At 67.2% G+C, this 19,528-nt stretch carries 21 protein-coding genes and 1 tRNA gene; 10 read left to right on the top strand and 12 right to left on the bottom strand.

The features are described from left to right. The first annotated feature begins 120 nt into the window (after nucleotides 1–120). The 3 genes from lrp (at nucleotide 121) to EGH23_RS12300 (ending at nucleotide 2,806) form a co-directional block, all read left to right on the top strand. Nucleotides 121–585 (top strand): HTH-type transcriptional regulator Lrp, encoded by a 465-nt coding sequence (gene lrp, locus EGH23_RS12310; RefSeq protein ID WP_220580281.1) that lies wholly within the window; start codon nucleotides 121–123, stop codon nucleotides 583–585. Nucleotides 586–664: 79 nt separating this feature from the next. Further along, nucleotides 665–1,264 (top strand): TetR/AcrR family transcriptional regulator, encoded by a 600-nt coding sequence (locus EGH23_RS12305; RefSeq protein ID WP_220580280.1) that lies wholly within the window; start codon nucleotides 665–667, stop codon nucleotides 1,262–1,264. A 54-nt stretch (nucleotides 1,265–1,318) separates the two neighbouring features. Then, complete coding sequence (locus EGH23_RS12300; RefSeq protein WP_328765958.1) at nucleotides 1,319–2,806, top strand: MATE family efflux transporter; 1,488 nt, start codon at nucleotides 1,319–1,321, stop codon at nucleotides 2,804–2,806. A gap of 30 nt (nucleotides 2,807–2,836) precedes the next feature. On the opposite strand, the gene EGH23_RS12295 is transcribed toward EGH23_RS12300, so the two are convergent. Next, nucleotides 2,837–3,811 (bottom strand): DUF5784 family protein, encoded by a 975-nt coding sequence (locus tag EGH23_RS12295; protein WP_220580279.1) that lies wholly within the window; start codon nucleotides 3,809–3,811, stop codon nucleotides 2,837–2,839. A 157-nt stretch (nucleotides 3,812–3,968) separates the two neighbouring features. Here EGH23_RS12295 and EGH23_RS12290 point away from each other — a divergent pair, with 157 nt between their 5' ends. Next, nucleotides 3,969–4,145: a DUF5786 family protein gene (locus EGH23_RS12290; RefSeq protein WP_220580278.1), complete on the top strand. Its 177-nt coding sequence runs from the start codon at nucleotides 3,969–3,971 to the stop codon at nucleotides 4,143–4,145. Here EGH23_RS12290 and EGH23_RS12285 read toward each other — a convergent pair. The 3 genes from EGH23_RS12285 to EGH23_RS12275 all read right to left on the bottom strand — a co-directional run bounded on the left by EGH23_RS12285 (nucleotide 4,132) and on the right by EGH23_RS12275 (nucleotide 6,728). After that, nucleotides 4,132–4,866 carry a DUF7530 family protein gene (locus EGH23_RS12285; protein ID WP_220580277.1) on the bottom strand — a complete coding sequence of 245 codons (735 nt, stop codon included), beginning with the start codon at nucleotides 4,864–4,866 and terminating at the stop codon, nucleotides 4,132–4,134. The two genes, EGH23_RS12290 and EGH23_RS12285, sit on opposite strands and share 14 nt — an antisense overlap. After that, nucleotides 4,863–5,801 (bottom strand): NAD(P)H-binding protein, encoded by a 939-nt coding sequence (locus EGH23_RS12280; protein WP_220580276.1) that lies wholly within the window; start codon nucleotides 5,799–5,801, stop codon nucleotides 4,863–4,865. The genes EGH23_RS12285 and EGH23_RS12280 overlap by 4 nt, the downstream gene beginning before the upstream one ends. A gap of 66 nt (nucleotides 5,802–5,867) precedes the next feature. Beyond that, nucleotides 5,868–6,728 (bottom strand): YkgJ family cysteine cluster protein, encoded by an 861-nt coding sequence (locus EGH23_RS12275; protein WP_220580275.1) that lies wholly within the window; start codon nucleotides 6,726–6,728, stop codon nucleotides 5,868–5,870. 63 nt (nucleotides 6,729–6,791) lie between these two features. Between EGH23_RS12275 and EGH23_RS12270 the strand changes: the two genes are divergently transcribed. Beyond that, complete coding sequence (locus tag EGH23_RS12270) at nucleotides 6,792–7,010, top strand: DUF7561 family protein (protein ID WP_220580274.1); 219 nt, start codon at nucleotides 6,792–6,794, stop codon at nucleotides 7,008–7,010. 13 nt (nucleotides 7,011–7,023) lie between these two features. Here EGH23_RS12270 and EGH23_RS12265 read toward each other — a convergent pair whose 3' ends face one another. From EGH23_RS12265 to EGH23_RS12255, 3 genes are all read right to left on the bottom strand, one after another. Then, the gene (locus EGH23_RS12265) at nucleotides 7,024–7,455 is read right to left on the bottom strand and encodes a hypothetical protein (protein ID WP_236044775.1); all 432 of its coding nucleotides are present in this window, start codon (nucleotides 7,453–7,455) and stop codon (nucleotides 7,024–7,026) included. Next, nucleotides 7,452–7,799 (bottom strand): amphi-Trp domain-containing protein, encoded by a 348-nt coding sequence (locus tag EGH23_RS12260; protein WP_220580273.1) that lies wholly within the window; start codon nucleotides 7,797–7,799, stop codon nucleotides 7,452–7,454. Before EGH23_RS12260 ends, EGH23_RS12265 begins: the two co-directional genes overlap by 4 nt. 216 nt (nucleotides 7,800–8,015) lie before the next feature. Continuing rightward, nucleotides 8,016–8,210 (bottom strand): cold-shock protein, encoded by a 195-nt coding sequence (locus EGH23_RS12255; protein WP_135305817.1) that lies wholly within the window; start codon nucleotides 8,208–8,210, stop codon nucleotides 8,016–8,018. Nucleotides 8,211–8,365: 155 nt separating this feature from the next. On the opposite strand from EGH23_RS12255, the gene EGH23_RS12250 reads away from it, so the two are divergent. Next, nucleotides 8,366–10,102, top strand: coding sequence for a helicase C-terminal domain-containing protein (locus tag EGH23_RS12250; RefSeq protein WP_220580272.1), 1,737 nt, complete (start codon nucleotides 8,366–8,368; stop codon nucleotides 10,100–10,102). A 126-nt stretch (nucleotides 10,103–10,228) separates the two neighbouring features. On the opposite strand, the gene EGH23_RS12245 is transcribed toward EGH23_RS12250, so the two are convergent. Together EGH23_RS12245 and EGH23_RS12240 are read right to left on the bottom strand one after the other, a co-directional pair. Next, the gene (locus tag EGH23_RS12245) at nucleotides 10,229–10,534 is read right to left on the bottom strand and encodes a DUF8036 family membrane protein (RefSeq protein ID WP_220580271.1); all 306 of its coding nucleotides are present in this window, start codon (nucleotides 10,532–10,534) and stop codon (nucleotides 10,229–10,231) included. 164 nt (nucleotides 10,535–10,698) lie between these two features. Beyond that, nucleotides 10,699–11,997, bottom strand: coding sequence for a ferritin-like domain-containing protein (locus EGH23_RS12240; RefSeq protein ID WP_220580270.1), 1,299 nt, complete (start codon nucleotides 11,995–11,997; stop codon nucleotides 10,699–10,701). A gap of 252 nt (nucleotides 11,998–12,249) precedes the next feature. Between EGH23_RS12240 and EGH23_RS12235 the strand changes: the two genes are divergently transcribed. Then, nucleotides 12,250–12,693: an acyl-CoA thioesterase gene (locus EGH23_RS12235; RefSeq protein ID WP_220580269.1), complete on the top strand. Its 444-nt coding sequence runs from the start codon at nucleotides 12,250–12,252 to the stop codon at nucleotides 12,691–12,693. 19 nt (nucleotides 12,694–12,712) lie between these two features. Here EGH23_RS12235 and EGH23_RS12230 read toward each other — a convergent pair whose 3' ends face one another. The 3 genes from EGH23_RS12230 to EGH23_RS12220 form a co-directional block, all read right to left on the bottom strand. Further along, on the bottom strand, nucleotides 12,713–13,450 hold the full coding sequence (locus EGH23_RS12230) for a winged helix-turn-helix domain-containing protein (protein ID WP_220580268.1): 738 nt from the start codon (nucleotides 13,448–13,450) through the stop codon (nucleotides 12,713–12,715). A gap of 202 nt (nucleotides 13,451–13,652) precedes the next feature. Next, nucleotides 13,653–13,724 (bottom strand) — tRNA-Thr (locus tag EGH23_RS12225). Between the two features lie 67 nt (nucleotides 13,725–13,791). Next, nucleotides 13,792–14,442, bottom strand: coding sequence for a DUF7114 family protein (locus EGH23_RS12220; RefSeq protein WP_220580267.1), 651 nt, complete (start codon nucleotides 14,440–14,442; stop codon nucleotides 13,792–13,794). 60 nt (nucleotides 14,443–14,502) lie between these two features. On the opposite strand from EGH23_RS12220, the gene EGH23_RS12215 reads away from it, so the two are divergent. The 3 genes from EGH23_RS12215 (at nucleotide 14,503) to EGH23_RS12205 (ending at nucleotide 19,217) form a co-directional block, all read left to right on the top strand. Continuing rightward, nucleotides 14,503–15,180 carry an enoyl-CoA hydratase/isomerase family protein gene (locus EGH23_RS12215; protein ID WP_220580266.1) on the top strand — a complete coding sequence of 226 codons (678 nt, stop codon included), beginning with the start codon at nucleotides 14,503–14,505 and terminating at the stop codon, nucleotides 15,178–15,180. Between the two features lie 95 nt (nucleotides 15,181–15,275). Beyond that, nucleotides 15,276–17,207 carry a PAS domain S-box protein gene (locus tag EGH23_RS12210; RefSeq protein ID WP_220580265.1) on the top strand — a complete coding sequence of 644 codons (1,932 nt, stop codon included), beginning with the start codon at nucleotides 15,276–15,278 and terminating at the stop codon, nucleotides 17,205–17,207. Nucleotides 17,208–17,249: 42 nt separating this feature from the next. Then, nucleotides 17,250–19,217: a DUF460 domain-containing protein gene (locus EGH23_RS12205; protein WP_220580264.1), complete on the top strand. Its 1,968-nt coding sequence runs from the start codon at nucleotides 17,250–17,252 to the stop codon at nucleotides 19,215–19,217. Nucleotides 19,218–19,528: the final 311 nt, after the last annotated feature.

The raw sequence follows: 19,528 nt of genomic DNA, 5'->3' as shown, positions 1-19,528 counted from the left end.
ACACCGAGTAGGAGTGGTGCTACTACTAAAACCCTGCCGTTTTGCGCAAAGATTCCGCAACCCTCGGGCGCAGTTGGACATTCGTAAAATTCTAATCCCCCGAGCTACTGTGTGGATGTAATGACGTACGAAAATCTCGACCGTGAGTTGGTGAATGCCCTTCTGGGGGACGGCCGCGCGAGCCTGCGAAGCCTCGGTGAGGACCTGGACGTCTCCGTGACGACCGTCTCGAATCACCTCTCGGACCTGGAAGAAGACGGGATCATCAACGGCTACACACCGAAGGTAGATTACGGCGCACTGGGATACGACGTGACGGCCATCATCCAGCTGAAAGTCGAGGGGTCCTCGCTCCCGGACGTCACGGAGAGTCTCAGGAATCACAAGCAGATGGTCTCCGTCTACGAGGTCACGGGCGACTACGACATCATCGCCATCGGGAAGTTCTCCGATACGGACGGGATGAACGCCCAGATCAAGGAGCTGCTGACCGACCCCGAGATAAAGGAGTCGAACACGTCGGTCGTGTTGAACACGGCCAGCGAGAACGAGCAGTTCGACCTCGACCTCGACGTCGACGAGTAAGCCGCATTCTCGGGTTCGGACGACCGCGAGTCCTCGGAACCGACGGCTACTTGACTGGCTGGTCAGCTAGTGACTGGTAATGAGCGACGGCGACACCGGCGAAGAGATCATGGGTGCGACCTATCGCGCCCTCTGTGCCCACGGATACGCCGATCTGACGATGCAGGACATCGCGGACGAATCGGGAAAGAGCAAGGCGGCGCTGCACTACCACTACGACAGCAAACACGACCTGCTGTGTGCGTTCCTGGAGTATCTCTACGACGGCTTCGTCGAGCGCACGTCCGGCGTCTCCGGCGAGAACGCCTACGAGCGGCTGGTCGCGTTCGTCGACGCGGTGCTCGACAAACCGGACGACGACAGCGAGCAGTTCGGGACCGCGATCCTCGAGATCCGCGCGCAGGCCCCCTACGAGCCGGGGTTCCGCGAGCGCCTGACGGAGTTCGACGACTACCTCGCGGACGAACTGGAGTCGATCCTCGAAGCGGGCGTCGAGGACGGCACCTTCGACCCGGAGATGGACTCGGAGGACACCGCCCGCTTTCTCGTGACGGTGCTGACCGGCGCGGCCACCGAGCGCGTCACCTCGGGTCGCTCGGTCGAGTGCACCCGGCGGATGCTCACCGAGTACGTCGAGACGCACCTCCTCACCGACCGCGCGCGGGAGGCCGAGAGGTGACCGAGTGCAGACGGGGGGCCGAACCGTGACCGCGCGCACACGGGGGACGGAGACGTGACGGCCCGCGATGGAATACAGGGCCTCGCCGAACGCGTCGGAGCGCTGTTCAAGGGCCAAGAGGAGCTAGACCTCACGAGCGGCCCCATCGGGAAGCCGCTGCTCTATCTCTCCTTTCCCATCGTCGTGACGAACCTGCTGCAGGTCGCGTACAACCTCGCCGATACGTTCTGGCTGGGGCAGTACTCCACGGCGGCGCTGGCGGCAATCTCCTTCGCGTTCCCGATGATATTCCTGCTCATCTCGCTGGGGATGGGCCTGTCGGTGGCGGGGAGCGTCCTCGTCGCCCAACATACCGGGGCCGACGAACCCGAGAAAGCGGAGTACGCCGCCTCACAGACGCTCACCTTCGCGGTCACGGCGTCGCTGCTGCTGGGCGCCGTCGGCTTCTTCTTCGTCGAGGACTTCCTCTCGCTGCTCGGCGCTTCAGAGCAGATCCTGCCCGGTGCGACGGGCTATCTACAGGTCGTCTCGCTGGGGCTCTCGACGATGTTCGGCTTCTTCGTGTTCATCTCGCTGATGCGCGGTTCCGGCGACACCATCACGCCGATGCTCGTGATGTTCGGCACCGTCGTCCTCAACATCGTCCTGGACCCGTTCCTCATCTTCGGATGGGGGCCGTTCCCCGAGCTGGGCGTCGTCGGCGCGGCCGTCGCCACCATCTTCTCGCGGGGGCTGGCCTTCGTCGTCGGCGTCGCCATCATGCTGCGCGGGAACCGCGGCATCCGCGTCCGACCGGGGGACATGGTGCCGGACTTCGAGTACCTCGGGAAGCTGTTGCGGTTGGGCATCCCGGCGTCCGTCGAGGGAACCGGGCGGGCGCTGTCGGTCAACGCGATGCTGTTCATCGTCGGGACGTTCTCGGTCACCGTCGTCGCCGCCTTCGGCGTCGGCATCCGCGTGTTCTCGCTGGTGTTCATGCCCGCCATCGCCATGGATCGGGGCGTCGAGACGATGACCGGCCAGAACCTCGGGGCGGACCGCCCCGACCGCGCCGCGGAGGCCAACCACTTCGCGGCGAAGTTCGCCTTCGTCGTCCTGACCGCCATCGGCGTCATCACCATCTTCGCCGCCCCGGCGGTCGTCAGCGTGTTCAGCGACGACCCCGACGTGGTCGAGATCGGCGCGGAGTTCCTCCAGTGGGTCGCCCCCACCTTCGGCTTCATCGGCGTCATCCGGGCCTATTCCGGCGGCTTTCGCGGGGCCGGCAAGACGCTCGTATCGGCGGCGCTGGCCGTGCTGATGCTCGGCGTCATCCGTCTGCCCATCGCCTGGGTCGCCTCCCGGCCGGTCTCGGTGCCGGCGTGGCTCGGCGAGGCGGTCGTCGACCTCTTCGCGGCGTCGCTCGCAGAACAGGGTATCTGGCTCTCCTTCGGCGTCTCGAACGTCATCGCGGCCGGTATCGCGCTGGCGTGGTTCCTGCGGGGGACGTGGCGCGAGGCCGACCCGCGGACGGACGCCGAACCCGCCGTTGCCGACGACTGACGACTCTCTCGCAGAGAGCTCCGGCGGGCGCTAGAACGGGAGCGGAAACGGCACCGAGCCGCGAGAGTACCCCTCGACGGTGCCGTCGGGGCGATAGCGGAACACGACGAGCGGTTCGTAGCCGACGCCGGGTCGTTCGCCGAGGACCCGTCGCCACTCGTCGTCGTGGAAGGACGAACAGTCGACCACGAGCACCGCGCCGGGGTGTGCGGCCAGTTGGTCGCGGGTCTTGGCGTCGCCGGAGGCCTTCAGCGCACCGATGGCGGTGTTGGCCTGCCGACGAGCGGGCGGCCGGGGGCGCGTGACCTCGACGAGGGTGTCATCGACGCGGAAGTCCACGGAGTGACCCGAGCCGAGTTCGACCTCCGGTTCGATCGCGTTGCCGGCGTCGACCAGCAGCTTCGCGGTGTTGAACTCGCCCATGGTCGCCTGCATCCGCGCGAGGTCGAACCCGTCGCTGGTGCCGAGCTTGCTCGCCATCGTGTAGCGGTGGTCGTCGAAGACGCCGGTGCCGAGGAAGTCGTCGTAGAAGGCGAGGCCCGCCTCGCGGTCGGCGTCGGGGAACCCCCCGGCGTGGTCCCGGAAGAAGGTCCGCGTGGAGTCGCGGCCGTCCTTCGAGAGGAAGACCGGGAGGAAGAACTGCGAGAGGTCGTCGTACTCGGTGAGCCACGGGTCCTCGACCTCCAACTGAGCGAGCAGCTCGCGCTGGCCCCACGTCGAAACGGTGTCGGGCGACTCCTCGAAGGTGTACTTCTCCGTGCGCCAGAGCGTCTCGGGCGTCTCGGTGTTGCCCAGCCAGTAGGCCTCGTCGCCGTTCCAGCAGAACAGCGCGAGGTCGCCGTTGTCCATCTCCAGCCGTCTGGCGGCCCACCCCTCGGGCGGCGCGAACCAGGGACCGTTCAGTTCGGCACCGAAGCTGTCGTCGAGCGGAGAGAGGAGGTCGCGCCGGACGCGGTCCTCGCTCCAGCGGTCGGTCGAGTAGCGAAATCGGAGTGGGCCTGCCACGTCGCTCCCTAGTCGGTCGGTGACCTTGTGCGTTCCGCTCGACCGCCGAGAACGGAGCGGAACGCCGATACGGCGAACAGAGCGGCGCTGTCCCGGTGATGTCTGTACGACCGTTACATTGATACGTACTAACACACAACTTTGGGTGTGGTAAGCTATGTCTATGGGCGCATATGACGACGACGAACACGAACGCCGTGAACGCAAGAACACCGAGGTCGATACGTCCGACGACGACGACCGGACGGCGTATCACGGGACCGTCTCCTACGGCGACGACGACGAATCTACCGAGGAGCTACTCGACCAGTTCAAACAGATCAACTCCGAGTAGCGTCGGGTTCTCGCGACCGGACATGTAGCAACGTCACAGAGGCGGCTGTCACGACCGTCACCGCCGTGACGTGTGCGAGTAGCGACGCCAGTAGGACCGGCTGGTCCAGGACGAACGGGACCAGGACGAGTTGCAGGACGCCGAAGCCCCACGTCTCGAGGTCGGCACGTTGGAAGACCCGCGCCGTCTCGGGTTCGAAGCGAAAGCGCAGCGACCGCCAGAGGCCGGTGATGCTGGCCCACCACCCGGTGCCGATGCGATAGCAGACGTCCCAGAGGACGAGCAACGTCAGGTACACGACCAGCACCGGCGGCTCCGGGCCGAACAGCGTCGTGACGAGCGGCGTCTCGGCCACCTGCGGGTCGAAGACGAACAGGTGGGTCAACATGGCGATGTAGGCGAGCACCGACAGCACGACCTCCATGTTCGAGGAGAACAGGAGAGCGCTGTACGTCGGCGGCACGTCGATGCGGCGGACGAGCGTGCTGATACGCAGCATCTCGATGCTCCCGACGGTGGCGACGAAGATGACCGCCGTCGCGGCGATGGCGGCGTTCCAGACGTCGTAGTACCACGCCATCGCGACGACGGCCACCTCGAAGACGACCAGTTGGATCGCGAGCGCCGCCCACGTGGGAATGTCTATGCCCGGGAGCGCCTTGACGATGCTCTCGTACACCCACGTCTCGCCGTACTCGGGCGGCGGGTTCTCGCCGCTCATCGGGCGTCACCGTCGACGGTGGCGATCGCCCGTCTGCCGGCGTCCGGCCGCGTCCCGGCGAGCGCTCGCTCGACGGCCGTCTCGAACGGCGTCAGCGACACCGAGATCCGCCGTTCGATGGCGTCGTCGGTCGCGACGACGGGCGTGTTCAGGCCGTTGATGAGCGGCCGAGCGACGGTCGCGGGAACGTCCGTCACGAGCCCGATGCTCCACGCCGAGAGGCGCGGACTCAGTATCGGGATCGGGACGACGCGCGGTTCGACGCCGTGCATGACCCGCCCGGTCCGCCGGAGTATCTCGGCGTAGGTCAACACCTCCGGCCCGCCGATCTCGTACGTCTCCCCCGCCGTCGCCGGGTCGTCGAGGACGCCGAGGAGGTACTCGATCACGTCCGCGATGGCGATCGGGTGACAGTCGGTCCGGACCCAGCGCGGGGTGAACATCACCGGGAGGCGCTCGGCCAGTTCGCGGACGAGGCGGAAACTGGCGCTGCCGGTCCCGATGATGATGGCCGCCCGAAGCGTCGTCAGGTCGTAGCGCCCCTCGCCGAGCAGGTACTCAACCTCGCGGCGCGAGCGCAGGTGCGCCGACCGAATCTCGTCGTCCTCGCCGAGACCGCCCAGATAGACGACGCGGTCGAGACCGGCGGCCTCGGCGGCCTCCCGAAAGTTCGTCGCGGCCCGGCGGTCGCGCTCGGCGTAGTCGGGGCCGGTCCGCATCGAGTGAACGAGGTAGTACGCGGCGTCTATCCCGTCGAGGGCGGCGTCGAGACTCGCCGGCTCCAAGAGGTCGCCGCGTACCACCTCGACGCCCTCGGGCGCGTCGTACGCCGACGGCTCTCTGACGAGGGCGCGGACGTCGTGGCCGGCGGCGCGGAGCGCGGGGACGAGGTGGCTCCCCACGAACCCCGTCGCGCCGGTCACCAACACGTGCATGTCCCACTCACGGGGCGGCAGCGGGTTAAAATGCACTCCCGAACGGGCGACAATCTCCGTCCGAGCCTACCATCCCGGCGTGGGCGGCGCGCCGTCGTCGTCTTCCAGCCCCTCGGCGACGGCCGGGTCGGGAGCCGTTTCCCCGAGTCCCTCGGCGGCGTCGGCCCACCGGTCGATGGCCCGTCCCGCCCACGAGTCGGCGGCCAGGACCGTCTCGAGCGTCTGTTCGTATCGCTCGTCGTTGATGGCGAGCGTCCCGGGGCTGGACGCCGCGGCGACGGCGACGAACTCCGCGAGGTCGTCGGCCGTCAGGTCGCCGTCGCGGAACCGGCCGACAGCGCCCGCGACGCGGTCGGGTTCGGGGTGGGCGAACACCCGCTCGCCCACGGCGGCGGGACCGAACAGCGGCGTCACGTCCGGCGGCGTGTCGTCGAGCAGTCGCCGGCCACCGTAGACCGACTCGACGCGTTCGCACTCCGTCTCGGCGTCCATCGCGAGATTTTCGCCGGGGTAGGTGGCGCACGCTTCGGGATACAGATCGTCGCCGTGGACGCGACACTGCAGCGTCGTCGGGTCCAGGAAGACGCAGGTCCGCAGCCACGTCGGCGGCGTCTCGAACGGCCCGACGGCCTTAGGCGGCTTTCGCAACCCGACGAAGAAGACCGGGCGGCCGTCGATGGCCGCCACGTCGACGCCGTCGAGCGTGACGCTGCGCTCGTCGCCCTCGGCCCGCCACAGCCGCGGTCTGAGCGCGTCGCCGTAGCCCGCCTCGACGAATCCCCGAACCTCCTCGCGAGCCAGCGGAACGAGGTTGTAAGTGTCGTCCAGCGGCTCGAAGGGGCCGCGTCGCTCGTGGTCGATGGCCGCGTCGGTGAGGGGCCGCCAGTCGATACAGCAACCCGCACAGCCCTCGCAGTCGACCTCCATACTGCTAGTTGGTACCACTGCGCAAAAAGAAACGCCCTTACGCCTGCCGGTGGTAACCACGGCATGGCATCCCAGCCCTGCGACGGCTGTGGACGGAGCGTCTCGATAGCCGGCGGCATCGCCAACATCTGGACCCAGGAGGCCCGGCCGACCGAGGGGATCGTCCTGGAACTCGGCGACGGCACCGAGCACTTTCTCTGTTACACCTGCATCGACCGCCTGCCCGACGACCGCGAGATCACCGCGGCGGACGTGGCGGCACTCGAAGAGAAGTCGCCGTAGCCGCCGTCGCGCCCTACGCCGCGGGGACGCCCAGCGCTTCGGGCGTGACGAAGCCCACCTGTGCGAGGCCGAAGAGGATGAGGACGGCTCCCAGCCACGCGATGATGCCGATGCCCGCCGCCGTCGCCCAGCCGCCGGGGTACTGCCAGTTGATGACGGCGACCCACGCGAGCAACATCAGTATCGGACCGAGCAGCGGGATCCACCCGAGGAAGAACCCGACGAGCGTGTATACCAGCGCGCCGATGAGCGCCGTCACGGTGGCCCGTCGATACCCCGTATCGCGGTCGATGAGCACCTGCGCGCCGAGGTTTATCGCCGCGACGCCGACGAGCAGGCTCACGAGGAAGACGAGGACGGCGCTCGCGATGTCTTCCGCCCCGCCCGTCGATTGTAAGACCGTCCCCTGAAGGGAGCTTGCAAGTGCAGGCAGCGTCGCGCTCATCGGTCCGTCTCCGACTCACCCTCGATCGTCGGCTCGGAACCGGGCTCTCGGTCGGCGTCCGAATCGCGCTCCGTCGCCGCCGAATCGGATTCGGCGGTGTCCTTCGCGGGGTTCCACTGGAAGGTGAGCGCCAACTGCTCGACGTCTTTCCGCAGCCGCCGCGACCGCTCGGTCACCATCGCCTCCGTGTCGATGGTCTCCGGCGGCGACAGTTGGACCTCCTTGTTCCCGATCGGAACGCGGATTCGCCCGCTGCCGCCGTCCAACTCGTCGGCGAGCGCCCGAAGGAACTCGGCGGTTTCCGCCCGGGTCCGCTCCTCGCTGTGTGCGGTCGTTTCGGCCATAGACTATCAGCGCTAGGGATTCCGGACGGAAGAGGAGACGGGCTGAATACACAACTCTCGCCTTCGATTTCAGCGCGTCTCCGTCGAAACCCGACGGTACGTCGGACTCCCTTCGGACGGGTGGTCACGCGGCGTCGACCAGTGCGGCCGCTCTCGGTCGCGTAGTGTGACAAGAAAGGGTAGATGTGGTCGCCGCGTGGCGACCGGAAATCCGCCTTACTGCCGAACGACGTTCGTCGCGCGGGGGCCCTTGTCGGCCTGTTCGATGTCGAATTCGATCTCCTCGCCCTCTTCTAAGTCCGGGCCGCCGACGTCTTCCATGTGGAAGAAAACGTCCTCGTCCGCGTCGTCAGTCGAGATGAAACCGTAGCCGCCAGTGTCGTTGAAGAAGTCAACCTTACCGTTTGCCATTGCAATCAATCGTACAGGCGGGGGAGGCATAAGGGTTCTGAGAGTCGCGGTACCACGAACGCGTATGTGTGCACACGACTCACGGGAGTTTCGGAGGCGGCCGCACTTCCGGCCGACGGGAAAGGTTTACGCCCGCCGGCGCGTTGCCTTCTCGCGTGTACCCGGCGCGGATCCACGACGAGTTTCCCGCCCCGAGCTATCGGGGGAACCAGAAGGCGGCGCTCTCGGACGTGCAGGCGGCCTTCGAGGGCGGCAACGACGTCGTCCTGGTGCGCGCCCCGACCGGGAGCGGCAAGTCCCTGCTCGCTCGCGCCATCGCGGGGTGTGCCCGCACCGCGGGCGAGGCCGCGCCCGAACAGGTCGTCGACGCCTACTACACGACGCCGCAGGTTTCCCAGCTCGACGACGTGGCCGAGGACGCCCTCCTAGAGGACCTCTGTGTCATCCGGGGGAAGAACAACTACGACTGCATCCTCCCCGGCGAGACGGATACTCCCGTGAATCAGGCCCCGTGCGTGCGCGAACGCGAGTTCGACTGTCAGGTGAAACACCGGTGTCCGTACTTCTCGGACCGCGCCATCGCCTCGAACCGCCGCATCGCCGCGATGACGCTCGCGTACTTCATGCAGACCGCCGGCAGCGACGTGTTCGGCAAGCGCGACGTCGTGGTCGTCGACGAGGCCCACGGCCTGGGCGAGTGGGCGGAGATGTACGCGACCATCGACCTCTCGCCGGAGACCATCCCGATGTGGAACGACCTCGACGTCCCGAACGTCGGCGGCCTCGACGACGCCCTCTCGCTCGCCGAGCGCGTCGAATCGCTGGCCGAACGCCGCGTGAAGGAACTGCGGGGCAACGCCGAACTCGGCCCCGAGGAGGTCGCCGAACGCGACTCGCTGAACAAACTGCGCAGCGACCTCTCCTGGTTCCAGGAGGACTACCGCGACCCCGACAGCGCGACGACGTGGGTGGTCGACCAGGCCGACGGCGAGGGCGCGCCGGTGACCATCAAGCCGATGAACCCCGAGCGCTACCTCAAGCACACCGTCTGGGAGCGGGGCGAGAAGTTCGCCCTGCTGTCGGCGACCATCCTCAACAAGGACGCCTTCTGCGCCAATGTCGGGCTCGACTCAGACAACGTCGCCCTCGTCGAGGTGGGACACACCTTCCCGGTCGAGAACCGCCCGCTGTACGACGTGACCCAGGGGAAGATGACCTACGAGCACCGCGACGACACGCTCCCCGACGTGGCCCGCTCCATCGTCCGCATCATGGCCCGCCACCCCGACGAGAAGGGCCTGGTTCACTGTCACTCCTACGCGATTCAAGAGCGGTTGGAGGAACTACTGGACGACTTCGGCGTCGGCGTCCGCGTGCGCACCCACGACAAGGAGGGCCGGGACGGCGCGCTCGCCGCCTGGAAGCGCAGTAAGAACCCCGACGTGTTCCTCTCGGTGAAGATGGAGGAGGCGCTCGACCTGGAGGGCGACCTCTGTCGCTGGCAGGTGCTCTGTAAGGCCCCCTATCCGAACACTCGGGACTCGCGCGTCGCCCGCCGCCTCGAAGACGACCAGTGGGGCTGGTACTACCGGACGGCGCTCAGAACCGTGATTCAGGGTTGCGGTCGCGTCGTGCGCGCGCCCGACGACTACGGCGCGACGTATCTGGCCGATTCGTCCCTGCTGGACCTCTTCGAACGCGCCCGCCACGACATGCCCGACTGGTTCCGCGAACAGGTCGACCGGACGAGCGACCCCGACCTCCCGCCGTTCGCGCCCGACCGCGCGCTCGCGGGCGTCTCCGCCGGGGCGAAGCGCCGTCACGACCGCTCGCGCTCGCGGTCGGGCGGCGGGTCGCAGAGCGACCACCCGCTCTCGGACGTCTGGGACTAGAAGATGGTGAACGCGAGCGCGTAGGCGACCGACGACCCCACCATCAGGACGGTGAGGATGACCGCCAGTATCTGCTGTCTGTCCATGCCCCTTCTTTCTCGGTCGACCAATTAGGCGTTACGACGGTCAATCGAGTGTCACCCGCGTCAGCGCACCGAGGCCGACGGTTTCGAGCGCGTGGAACGCGACCATCGCCCGCCACGCCGGGTCGGGGACCGCCGTCCCGAACCAGACGGTTAGCACCGGGTCCAGCGTGTAGACGTACAGCGCGAACGCGTTTTCGGCACACAGCAGCGCTGCGAACACCAGCAGTCCGAGCGTGTGTTTCGAGCGAAGCCGCCAGTAATTCCGGACCCAGATGCCGCCGAGGACGAGGAGCAACGCGACGTTGACGACGGTGGCGAGGCGGGCCAGAGCGAGCCAGACGCTCACGGCATCACCCGCCGAACGGGCGCGGTACTCGGCGTCAAACGGGGAGGGAAATCGGTCATTGCTATGGGGTGGAGTAGCTCGTCGGCGGCGAAAACGAGCGGTTGATCGGCCGGCCGACACCGGTCGAAGCCGAGCGTCCGAACGACCCTATCGTGGCCGGCTGTTCACTCTTCGACGATGAACTGGCCAGCGATCTCTTTGACTTCCGACATGGACTTCGGTTCGTCGACGGCCTTCGGGAACGGCGACGTCGCGTTCACCTCGTTGAGGAACGCGGCGTGGCGCGCCTCGACGCTGTGGATGCCGAGCGCCGCGGCGAACACGTCGTCGTTCGACACCGTATCGACGGCGCCCTTGTAGGCGGCGACGCCGGTGTTCTCGAGGGCCTTGGCGACGCCGAGGAACTCGCTGGGCGTCTCGTAGCCGAAGTCGTAGTTCGCCTCCTGGACGGGCGTCCCGCCGAGTTTCTGCACGGTGTCGCTGATCGCGGAGACGTGTGCGGCCTCGTGGGCACCGACCGTTTCGATGTGGTCGGGCACCAGCATCTTGAGCTCGTCGCTGAACTCCGAGAGCGCGTCCGCGTGCATCAGCTCGTCGTCGCTGAACGTCTCTAAGCCCTCGCGGTAGAAGGCGTTTTCCAAGTGCTCGAGGGTGAGCGCGTAGTTCAGGACGTTCACGTCGCTCGTGTCGTCCTCCTCTTTCCGCTGCGGTGCGGGCCGGTCGTCTTCGAGTTCGTAGACGCTCGCGTCCACCTCGCTCGTGACGAACTGCCCGGCGATCTCGAGGACTTCGCTCATCGACTTCGCCTCGTCGACGGCCTTCGGGAACGGCGAGGAGCCGTTGACGAGGTTCAGGAAGGACGCGTGGCGGGCCTCGACGCTGTGGATACCCGCGGCCGCGCCGAGGACCTCGTTGTTCACGACCATCGGTGCCGCACCGGCGTAGGCGGCGACGCCGGTATTTTCGAGAGCCTTCGCGACGGCGAGGAACTCGCTGGGCGTCTCGTAGCCGAAGTCGTACTCGCCCTCTTCGACCGGCGTTCCGCCGAGTTTCTCGACGGTCGCGCTGAGCGCCTTCACGTGGGCGGCCTCGTGGTCGCCGACGGTCTGGAGGTACTCAGGCACTTCTTGGCAGACCTGCCCGTTGAGGTCCGAGAGCACGTCCGCGCCGCTCAGCTCGTCGTCGCTGAACGTCTCCAGGCCTTCGCGGTAGAAGGCGTTCTCCAAGTGCTCGAGCGTGAGCGCGTAGTTGAGAATCGGGACGTCCGGCGCGGCGTTCTCCTCGGTGTCGCTCTCCGTCTCCATCTCCGTCTGCGTCTCGCTCTCCATCGACTCGGTCTGTGTGGCGGCCGCGGGAGCGCCGCCTTCGCTCGCACACCCGGCGATGGCGATCGAGCCGAGCGTGGCAGTGGTTCCGATGAATGCGCGTCGCGTGCGGTCGGTGGTGTCGTCGTTCGGACTCATATCGACGGGCGAACAAACCCGACCCCTACTAAAGGGGATTTTCCGAGTTCCGACGGGATTCCGGCGGAACTCTCACCCAAATTCCACCCGGTTTGATACAGTCTTATTAGTCCGAAGTTAAGAGCGAATATGAAATAAATATTTCCGATAGCGCGTTTACGACTCTGCTTGCTCGCGCCAATTCCGGACGAAACGCCGCGGCGCTCGGACGCAGTGTCAACCGTTATCCGCGGCGGCGATGTACCACTGCTCATGCCAGCCGTCGCCGACACGCACATCGTCAATCGCGAGCGCGTCCAGCCGACCCACGCGAACAACTACGAGAGCGCCCACGGGGGCATCGTGATGAAGTGGATGGACGAGATCGGCGCGATGTCGGCGATGCGCGCCGCCGAGGAGTCCTGCGTCACCGCTCAGATGTCCCGCGTGGACTTCGAGCGACCCATCCCCATCGGCGACACCGCCCGCGTCGAGTCGTTCGCCTACGCCACCGGCCGCACGAGCGTCCGCGTCCGAATCGAAGTCGCCGCCGAGGACCCCCGGACCGGCGAGACGGAAGAGACGACGAGCGCCTACGCCACCTTCGTCGCCGTCGAGGACGGGTCACCCGTGCCGGTCCCCGAACTGACGGTGAGAGGCGAGAAGTGCAAGGAGCTGCGCGAGCGAGCGCTCGCCGAGGAACCCGACCGGGAGTGAGAGCCGCCGAGACCCTCGATCAGACGCCGGCCCGCAGACGCTCGTCCAGTCCCGTAGTCGCCTCCGCCGCGGCGTGTAACTGCGAGACCTCGTCGAAGCTGAGGAATTCGACGCGGTCGCGAATCGGTGCGAAACCGGACTGGGAGAGACGCTTTTCGAACTGCGCCTTCCGCGTTTCGTCCGCGGCGACGACGAACGACGCGTGATAGTCCCGGAGGTCGACGAACTTGTGCAGCGAGTTCTGGAAGTCCGTCGAGAACTCGACCTCGACGAGCGTCGCGGGCATCCGCCGTTCGTTGAACCAGACCGTATCGACGGTACTGGCCCGCTGGACCAGTTCTTCGTAACCGAAGGCCGGTAGCGACTCCAAACTGCTGACGTCGCCCAGCGTTCGGTCCAGAAAGGGGCGGTTCTTGTCCTGTACCGGAACCCACGTCTCCGCTCGCCGAGCGTTGCCGATTTCGGTGAGTAGTCCCTGAAAGTACCAGTGGTCGTACTGCGCCCGTTGCTCCGCTGTACCCGCTGCCCGATAGACGCTTTCCGGTAACTCGTCGCGGCAGTCGACCAGTGCCCAGAGCCCGGGGCGAATCTTGAAGAACTCCTCGCGAGTCTGGACGATCCGGCGGATGCTGGCGTTCGGCGTCTTCGTTCCCCACTCGCTCCCCTCGACGTGCGGAGCCCGCTGGTACAGCGTTTTCAGTGTCGCGTACCCCCCGTTCTCCCGCAACACCTGTTCGACCGCTTCGTACTGGTACATCCCGACACGCACTCGGCAGTCTCGGATCATAAAGCCAGTCATCGACTCAGCGCCCGCTGCGCGGTGAACTCCTCGGCCGGAATTTGAACCGGAGGAAGACTCGCATTCGCTCGTCTTCCAGGGATTCAAATTCCGCATTCGTCTTCTCCGACCACAGCGGTCGCTCGGCGACGGAGCGCCTCGCAGAAGTGTGGTTGGTAGAAGCCTAGGCCGGAATTTGAATCCGGGGTCTCGTCCTTACCAAGGACGCGCTTTACCGCTAAGCTACCCAGGCACGCACTCAGTTGTTGCCGGCAGTTGTCTTTATTCGTTTCGATTCGGGGGCGGCGTGGCGACGGTTGTCAGTGGTCGGCGGCGGCCTCGGCGTCGCCCGGCGGCTGGTCGGGGTGGATCCGGGTCCTCAGCGCCTCGACCACGTCGTCGCCGACGAGACGGGCGCTCGTCGGCAGGCCGTCGTCGGGCAGCGCGGCGGCGTACTCCCGGAGCGAGGCCGTCGGCGCGGAGCCGCCGGCGGCGACGCCGGTGACGGCGGCGAGTTCGCAGATGTCGGCCTCCAGATTGGCGTCGAGCGACTCGCCGGTGGTCTGCTGGACGGTCTGGTCGTGGCCGAACGCGCGAACGACCTCGACGGCGGCCTCGGCGGCCTCGGTCCGAGCGAGGAGGTAGAAGCCGCGGGAGACGAGGATGTCGGCGATGAGGATGTCGAGGTCGGCGGCGTCGCGGTCGCCGGTCGTCCACGGGTCGTCGCGGGCGAGCTGGCGGGTGAGTCGGAGCCCCTCGTAGATCAACTGGACGCCGGCGGCGTGGTCGGCGTGGCCGTCGGCGGGATCGAAGGCGCGCTCGCGGGCGGCGCCGGCGCTGACGAGCGTCAACACCCCGGGGGAGAGCGAGGCGTCGTCGAGGCGCGTCGCGATGCGTTCGCGGAGACGTTCAGGTTCGACGTCTTCGACCGCCGCCAACGACGCTCGGCGGACCGCCGCCACTTCCTCCATTGGTGTGACGTAGCGGTGGGAAGGGCAAAGACCTTTGGAAACACCGGCAACAGACAGTTCATGGTCCGGACGACGGCCGACGGGGACGTTCGCGTGCTGACCTTTGACCGGCCGGAGCGGCGCAACGCCCTCGACCGCGAGTCGCTCGAAGAGTTGGAGACTGCCGTGGCGGACGCGACGGAACCGGTCGTCTACCTCCGCGGTGCCGGCGAGGCGTTCTGTGCCGGCGCCGACCTCGACGTGGTTCGCGGACTCGACGGCGACGACGCCGCCGAGTTCGCCGCGCTGGGACAGCGCGTGGCGACCGCTCTCGAACGCTACGACGGCGCGGTCGTCGCCGGCGTCGACGGGGCGGCCCGCGGCGGCGGCGTCGAACTGGCGCTGGCCTGCGACGTCCGCGTGGCGACGCCCGCGGCGACGTTCGCCGAGACCGGCGTGAAACTGGGGCTGTTCGGCGCGTGGGGCGGCACCGCTCGCCTCCCTCGCGTCGTCGGCGAGGGTGAGGCGCTGGACCTCGCGCTGTCGGGGCGAACTATCGACGCCGAGACCGCGCTGCGAATGGGGCTCGTCTCTCGCGTCCTCGAGGACCCCCGTTCGGTCGCCGGCGAACTGGCCGCCGTCGATACCCGCGCCCTGCGGACGCTGAAAGACCGGATGCGCGACGACGCCGACCGGCGGACCAAGGAGAGCCGCGAGCGGACCGCGTTCGAGCGATTGGTCGAACGGGCCGAGTGGTAGCGGACGAGGTCGCTCCCGTTCGGCGCAGTACGAGCCGAATCGTGTCCTCTGCCGCAGAGAAAGGTTTACCACCGGTGCAGTAACGAATACGTGGTATGGATTCGCCGTCCGAGACGGACGCGGGGGTGGCTGACCACGTCCGTCGACAGGAGGTCGTCGCCGACATCGGCCAGTTGGCGCTCGAGACTGACGACCTCGACCGGCTACTGCGGGACGCATCGGACGCCATCGCAGAGACGTTGCACGCCGAGTACAGCGGCGTCTTCGAGCTACAGTCGACCGAGGACGCGCTCCGCCTCTGGGACGGTGCCGGCTGGCCGGCGGACTGCATCGGAACCGCGACGGCCCCGGTCGAATCGGGATTACAGACGGGCTACACGCTTCGAGACGGCGGCCCGGTCCTCGTCGAGGACTATCGGAGCGACGACCGGTTCGCTACCGCCGAGTTGCTCGACGAACGCGGCGTCAGGAGCGGAATCACGGCGATAATCGGCTCGGTCGAAGAGCCGTGGGGGGTACTGGGCGTTTACTCGACGACGGCGGGGCACTTCACGGACCCGGACATCAGTTTCGTGCAGAACGTCAGCAACGTCCTCACCTCGACGGTCGAGAACCGACGAACGAGGCGGCGTCTCGAGGCCGAGAAGCTACTCAAGTCCCAAATAATCGAGACCAGCCCGGTCGGCATCGTCATCGTCGGTGCCGGCGGGACCATCGAGTTCGCGAACGACCGCGCGGTAGAGATCTACGATCGGAGTCGAGACGAACTCGAATCGTTCTCCCACGACGACTTGCGGTGGGACCTCGTCGATACCGACGGGACGCCGCTCCCGGCCGAGGAGCTGCCGTTCAACAAGGTTCTGGAGTCCGGCGAACCGATATTCGACATGGAGGTCGGCCTGCGAAAACCCGACGGTCAGCGGATCTGGGTGTCGGTCAACGGGTCGCCGCTGGAGACCGACGACGATGACGACGACGGCGGTCGCGCCGTCTTCACCTTCACCGACATCACCGACCGGCTCCGTCTCGAGGGCGAGTTCGAGGAGATCCTGACCCGCATCACCGACGCGTTCTACGCGCTCGACGAGGAGTTCCGGTTCACCCACGTCAACGCGCGCGCCGAGGAGCTACTCCAGCACTCCGAGGAGGAGCTCGTCGGCGAGACCCTCTGGGACGTCTTCCCGTCGGCCGCCGAGATCGACGAGGTCTGGGACGCCTTCCACACCGCGCGGGACGAACAGAAACCGACGAGCTACGAGCTCTACTACGACACGCTCGACTTCTGGGTCGAGGCGAACCTCTATCCGTCCGAATCCGGGATCTCGGTGTACTTCCGGGACATCTCCGACCGGGTCAAACGCGAGCGCAAACTCGAGGAGACCATCGAGGAACTGGAACAGTCCAACGAGCAGCTGGAGAGCTTCGCGAGCATGCTCGCCCACGAGATCCGCAACCCGGTCACCATCGGCCAGATATACAGCCAGCAGCTGTCGACCGACGAGAACCCGCAGGCGGTCGAGTACGTCGAAGAGGCCTTCGACCGCATCGAGGAGATGGTCGACATCATGCTCCTGTTGACCCGCGGGGACGGAGCGACGGGTGACCGAGGGCCGGTTTCGCTCGCCGACGTGGCGCGGGACGCGTGGGCGGACGTCGAGGCGTGCGGCGCGACGCTGTCGGTCGACGTCGACGACGAGGTGGCGGCAGACGAGACGTACGTTCGACACCTGTTCAGGAACCTCTTCGAGAACGCCATCACGCACGGCGGGGACGACGTCGACGTTCGCGTCGAGCGGTTGTCGAACGGGTTCTCGGTCGCGGACGACGGCGTCGGCGTCCCCGAAGCCGACCGGGAACGGGTCTTCGAGGAGGGGTACACGACGACGGGCGACGGACAGGGGACGGGGCTCGGACTCGCCTTCGTCCGCGAGGTCGCCGACGTCTACGGCTGGGAGTGTCAGCTGGCCGAGAGCGACGCCGGCGGGGCGCGGATCGAGTTCCGCGGTGTCGAGTTCCTCGGGGAGTAGGCCCGGGACGGATTTATCATCTCCCGGCCGCTACAACGTGCCGTGAACCGCACGGCAGCGCTCGACGCCGTCGTCTTCGGGGTCGACATCCAGAGCGGGGACGTCCGCGGGGACGCGCCCTCCTACGCGCTGGTGGTCTACGACGGTGAAAGCATCCAGCGGGACGTGGTGTCGCGGCGAAAGCTTCGCCGGCGAATCGACGAGGAGGAACCGGCCATCGTCGCCACGGACAACATGTACGAACTGGCCGCCGACAAGGACCAGTTGGTCCACTTCCTCGGGACGCTCCCCGACGAGACGATGCTGGTGCAGGTGACCGGCGACGAGCGACCGGAGCCGCTCTCGCGCGTCGCGAAGCGACACGGCGTCCCCTACGGGAAGAAGCCCATGAAGGAAGCGGAGGCCGCCGCCCGACTCGCCGCGGCCAACGTCGGGCAGGAGGTGTCGGCGTTCACCGACACCACCGAGATCAAGGTCGCACGCGGCCGCTCGACGGGGAAGGGCGGGTGGTCAGAGGACCGCTACACGCGACGCATCCACGGAGCGGTGAAGAAGCAGGCCAGAGAGGTCGAGTCCGAACTCGACGCGGCGGGCTTAGAGTACGAACGCGAGGTCACCGAGAAGTACGGCGGCTTCTCGAACGCCGTCTTCCGCGTCGAGGGACGGCCGGGGGACATCCCGGTCTCCACGCATCGGTCGGGCGACACGCGCGTCGAGATGGAGCGGGTCCGCCGGGACGGCATCGAGTTCCGGCCGCTGGCGAAGCGGCGGGACCACGTCGTCGTCGGCGTCGACCCCGGAACGACGACGGCGGTCGCCATCGTCGGCTTGGACGGCGAGGTGCTCGACGTCTACTCCTCGCGGACGAGCGACCGCGCGGACGTCATCGAGTGGATCATCGAGCGCGGCCGGCCGGTCGTCCTCGCCGCCGACGTGACGCCGATGCCCGAGACCGTCGAGAAGTTCCGCCGCTCGTTCGACGCCGCCGGCTGGGAGCCCGAGCGCGACCTGCCGGTCGACGAGAAGAAACACCGAACCCGCGAGGAGCGCTACGAGAACGACCACGAGCGGGACGCGATGGCCGCGGCGCTGTACGCCTTCGACCACCACGAGAGCCAGTTCGACCGCGTCGCCGAGAAGGTGCCGCCACAGCACGAGGTCGGTCACGTCGTCGACCGCGTCGTCGCCGGCGAGGAGTCCGTCGAAGCCGTTCTGCGCGACCTCGAAGGCGAGGACGAGAGCGAGGAGGCGGCCACCGGCCACCAGCCGCGGGAACTCACCGAGGAGGAAAAGGAGATACGGCGACTGGAGGCCCGCATCGACCGCCTCGAAGATCACGTCGAGGACCTCAAGGGGACCATCCAGCAGAAAGACGACCGGCTCGAGGAGAAGGACAAGCAACTGGAGAAGGCCAGACAGGAGGGACGCCGCGAGGTCCGAAAGGACCGCGAAGTCACCAGATTAGAGCGGCGCAACGACGCGCTCGAACGCAAAGTCGAGGAGGAACAGGAACGGCGCGAGGAACTGGCGGCCAAACTCGAGCGCCTGAAGTCCCTCTGGAAACTCGACCACTCGAACTTCGCCGACGTCTCGGAGAAACAGGAGGGATTGGTCCCGGTGAAAGTCGTCGACCAGTTCACGCGGGACGCCATCGACGACGCCGACGAGCGGTTCGGCCTCGTCGAAGGCGACGTGCTGCTGTTCCGCGACGCCTCGGGCGCGGGCCGGTCGACGGCACAGCGACTCGCCGACATCGGCCCCCGAGTCGTCCTCCGAAACGGCAACCTCTCGGACGCCGCCGACGAAGTGCTGTTCGAACACGACGTCCCGGTCGCTCCCGCCGAGATGGTCACGGTACAGGAGGTGGACGAACTCGCCATCGCCCGCGAACGGGAGGTCGAGGCGGCCATCGAAGACTGGGAAGACCGGGCCGAGGACCGCGAGAAAGCGCAGAATACGGCGATGGTCGATCAGATAATCAGCGAGCATCGGGCGGGGTCCGAGGAGTAGCGAGGGGCGCGAGCGAAGTGAGCGGCCCTCGGAAAGCGAGCGGGGAGGAACGACCCGCGAGCAGTAGCGAGGAACCTCACTGCGTTCGGTTCCTCGACGCGAAACGGCGAACGAGGTGAGCGGCCCTCGGAAAGCGAGCGGAGAGCGACCCCCGTTCCCTCGGGCAGTCTGGCGGCGAGGCCGCAAATGGTGCGACCCGTGAGGAGCAGGGTGACAGCGAGCGGTGTTCGCCCCTACTCACTGTACGGCTAAAAAACCTTCTCAGGCGTTCTCAGCGGCGATATTCGGCGAATAATTGAATACATGTAATC

It is taken from the genome of Haloarcula nitratireducens (genome assembly GCF_019599505.1).
This window is presented reverse-complemented; position numbering and strand designations above follow the sequence as displayed.

Coding starts and splice junctions, on each gene's coding strand:
- EGH23_RS12290 (WP_220580278.1), top strand. CDS start 3,969: ATGTCTATGGGCGCATATGACGACGACGAACACGAACGCCGTGAACGC.
- EGH23_RS12265 (WP_236044775.1), bottom strand. CDS start 7,455: ATGAGCGCGACGCTGCCTGCACTTGCAAGCTCCCTTCAGGGGACGGTC.
- EGH23_RS12285 (WP_220580277.1), bottom strand. CDS start 4,866: ATGAGCGGCGAGAACCCGCCGCCCGAGTACGGCGAGACGTGGGTGTAC.
- lrp (WP_220580281.1), top strand. CDS start 121: ATGACGTACGAAAATCTCGACCGTGAGTTGGTGAATGCCCTTCTGGGG.
- EGH23_RS12275 (WP_220580275.1), bottom strand. CDS start 6,728: ATGGAGGTCGACTGCGAGGGCTGTGCGGGTTGCTGTATCGACTGGCGG.
- EGH23_RS12210 (WP_220580265.1), top strand. CDS start 15,276: ATGGATTCGCCGTCCGAGACGGACGCGGGGGTGGCTGACCACGTCCGT.
- EGH23_RS12260 (WP_220580273.1), bottom strand. CDS start 7,799: ATGGCCGAAACGACCGCACACAGCGAGGAGCGGACCCGGGCGGAAACC.
- EGH23_RS12240 (WP_220580270.1), bottom strand. CDS start 11,997: ATGAGTCCGAACGACGACACCACCGACCGCACGCGACGCGCATTCATC.
- EGH23_RS12230 (WP_220580268.1), bottom strand. CDS start 13,450: ATGTACCAGTACGAAGCGGTCGAACAGGTGTTGCGGGAGAACGGGGGG.
- EGH23_RS12235 (WP_220580269.1), top strand. CDS start 12,250: ATGCCAGCCGTCGCCGACACGCACATCGTCAATCGCGAGCGCGTCCAG.
- EGH23_RS12280 (WP_220580276.1), bottom strand. CDS start 5,801: ATGCACGTGTTGGTGACCGGCGCGACGGGGTTCGTGGGGAGCCACCTC.
- EGH23_RS12305 (WP_220580280.1), top strand. CDS start 665: ATGAGCGACGGCGACACCGGCGAAGAGATCATGGGTGCGACCTATCGC.
- EGH23_RS12220 (WP_220580267.1), bottom strand. CDS start 14,442: ATGGAGGAAGTGGCGGCGGTCCGCCGAGCGTCGTTGGCGGCGGTCGAA.
- EGH23_RS12270 (WP_220580274.1), top strand. CDS start 6,792: ATGGCATCCCAGCCCTGCGACGGCTGTGGACGGAGCGTCTCGATAGCC.
- EGH23_RS12215 (WP_220580266.1), top strand. CDS start 14,503: ATGGTCCGGACGACGGCCGACGGGGACGTTCGCGTGCTGACCTTTGAC.
- EGH23_RS12255 (WP_135305817.1), bottom strand. CDS start 8,210: ATGGCAAACGGTAAGGTTGACTTCTTCAACGACACTGGCGGCTACGGT.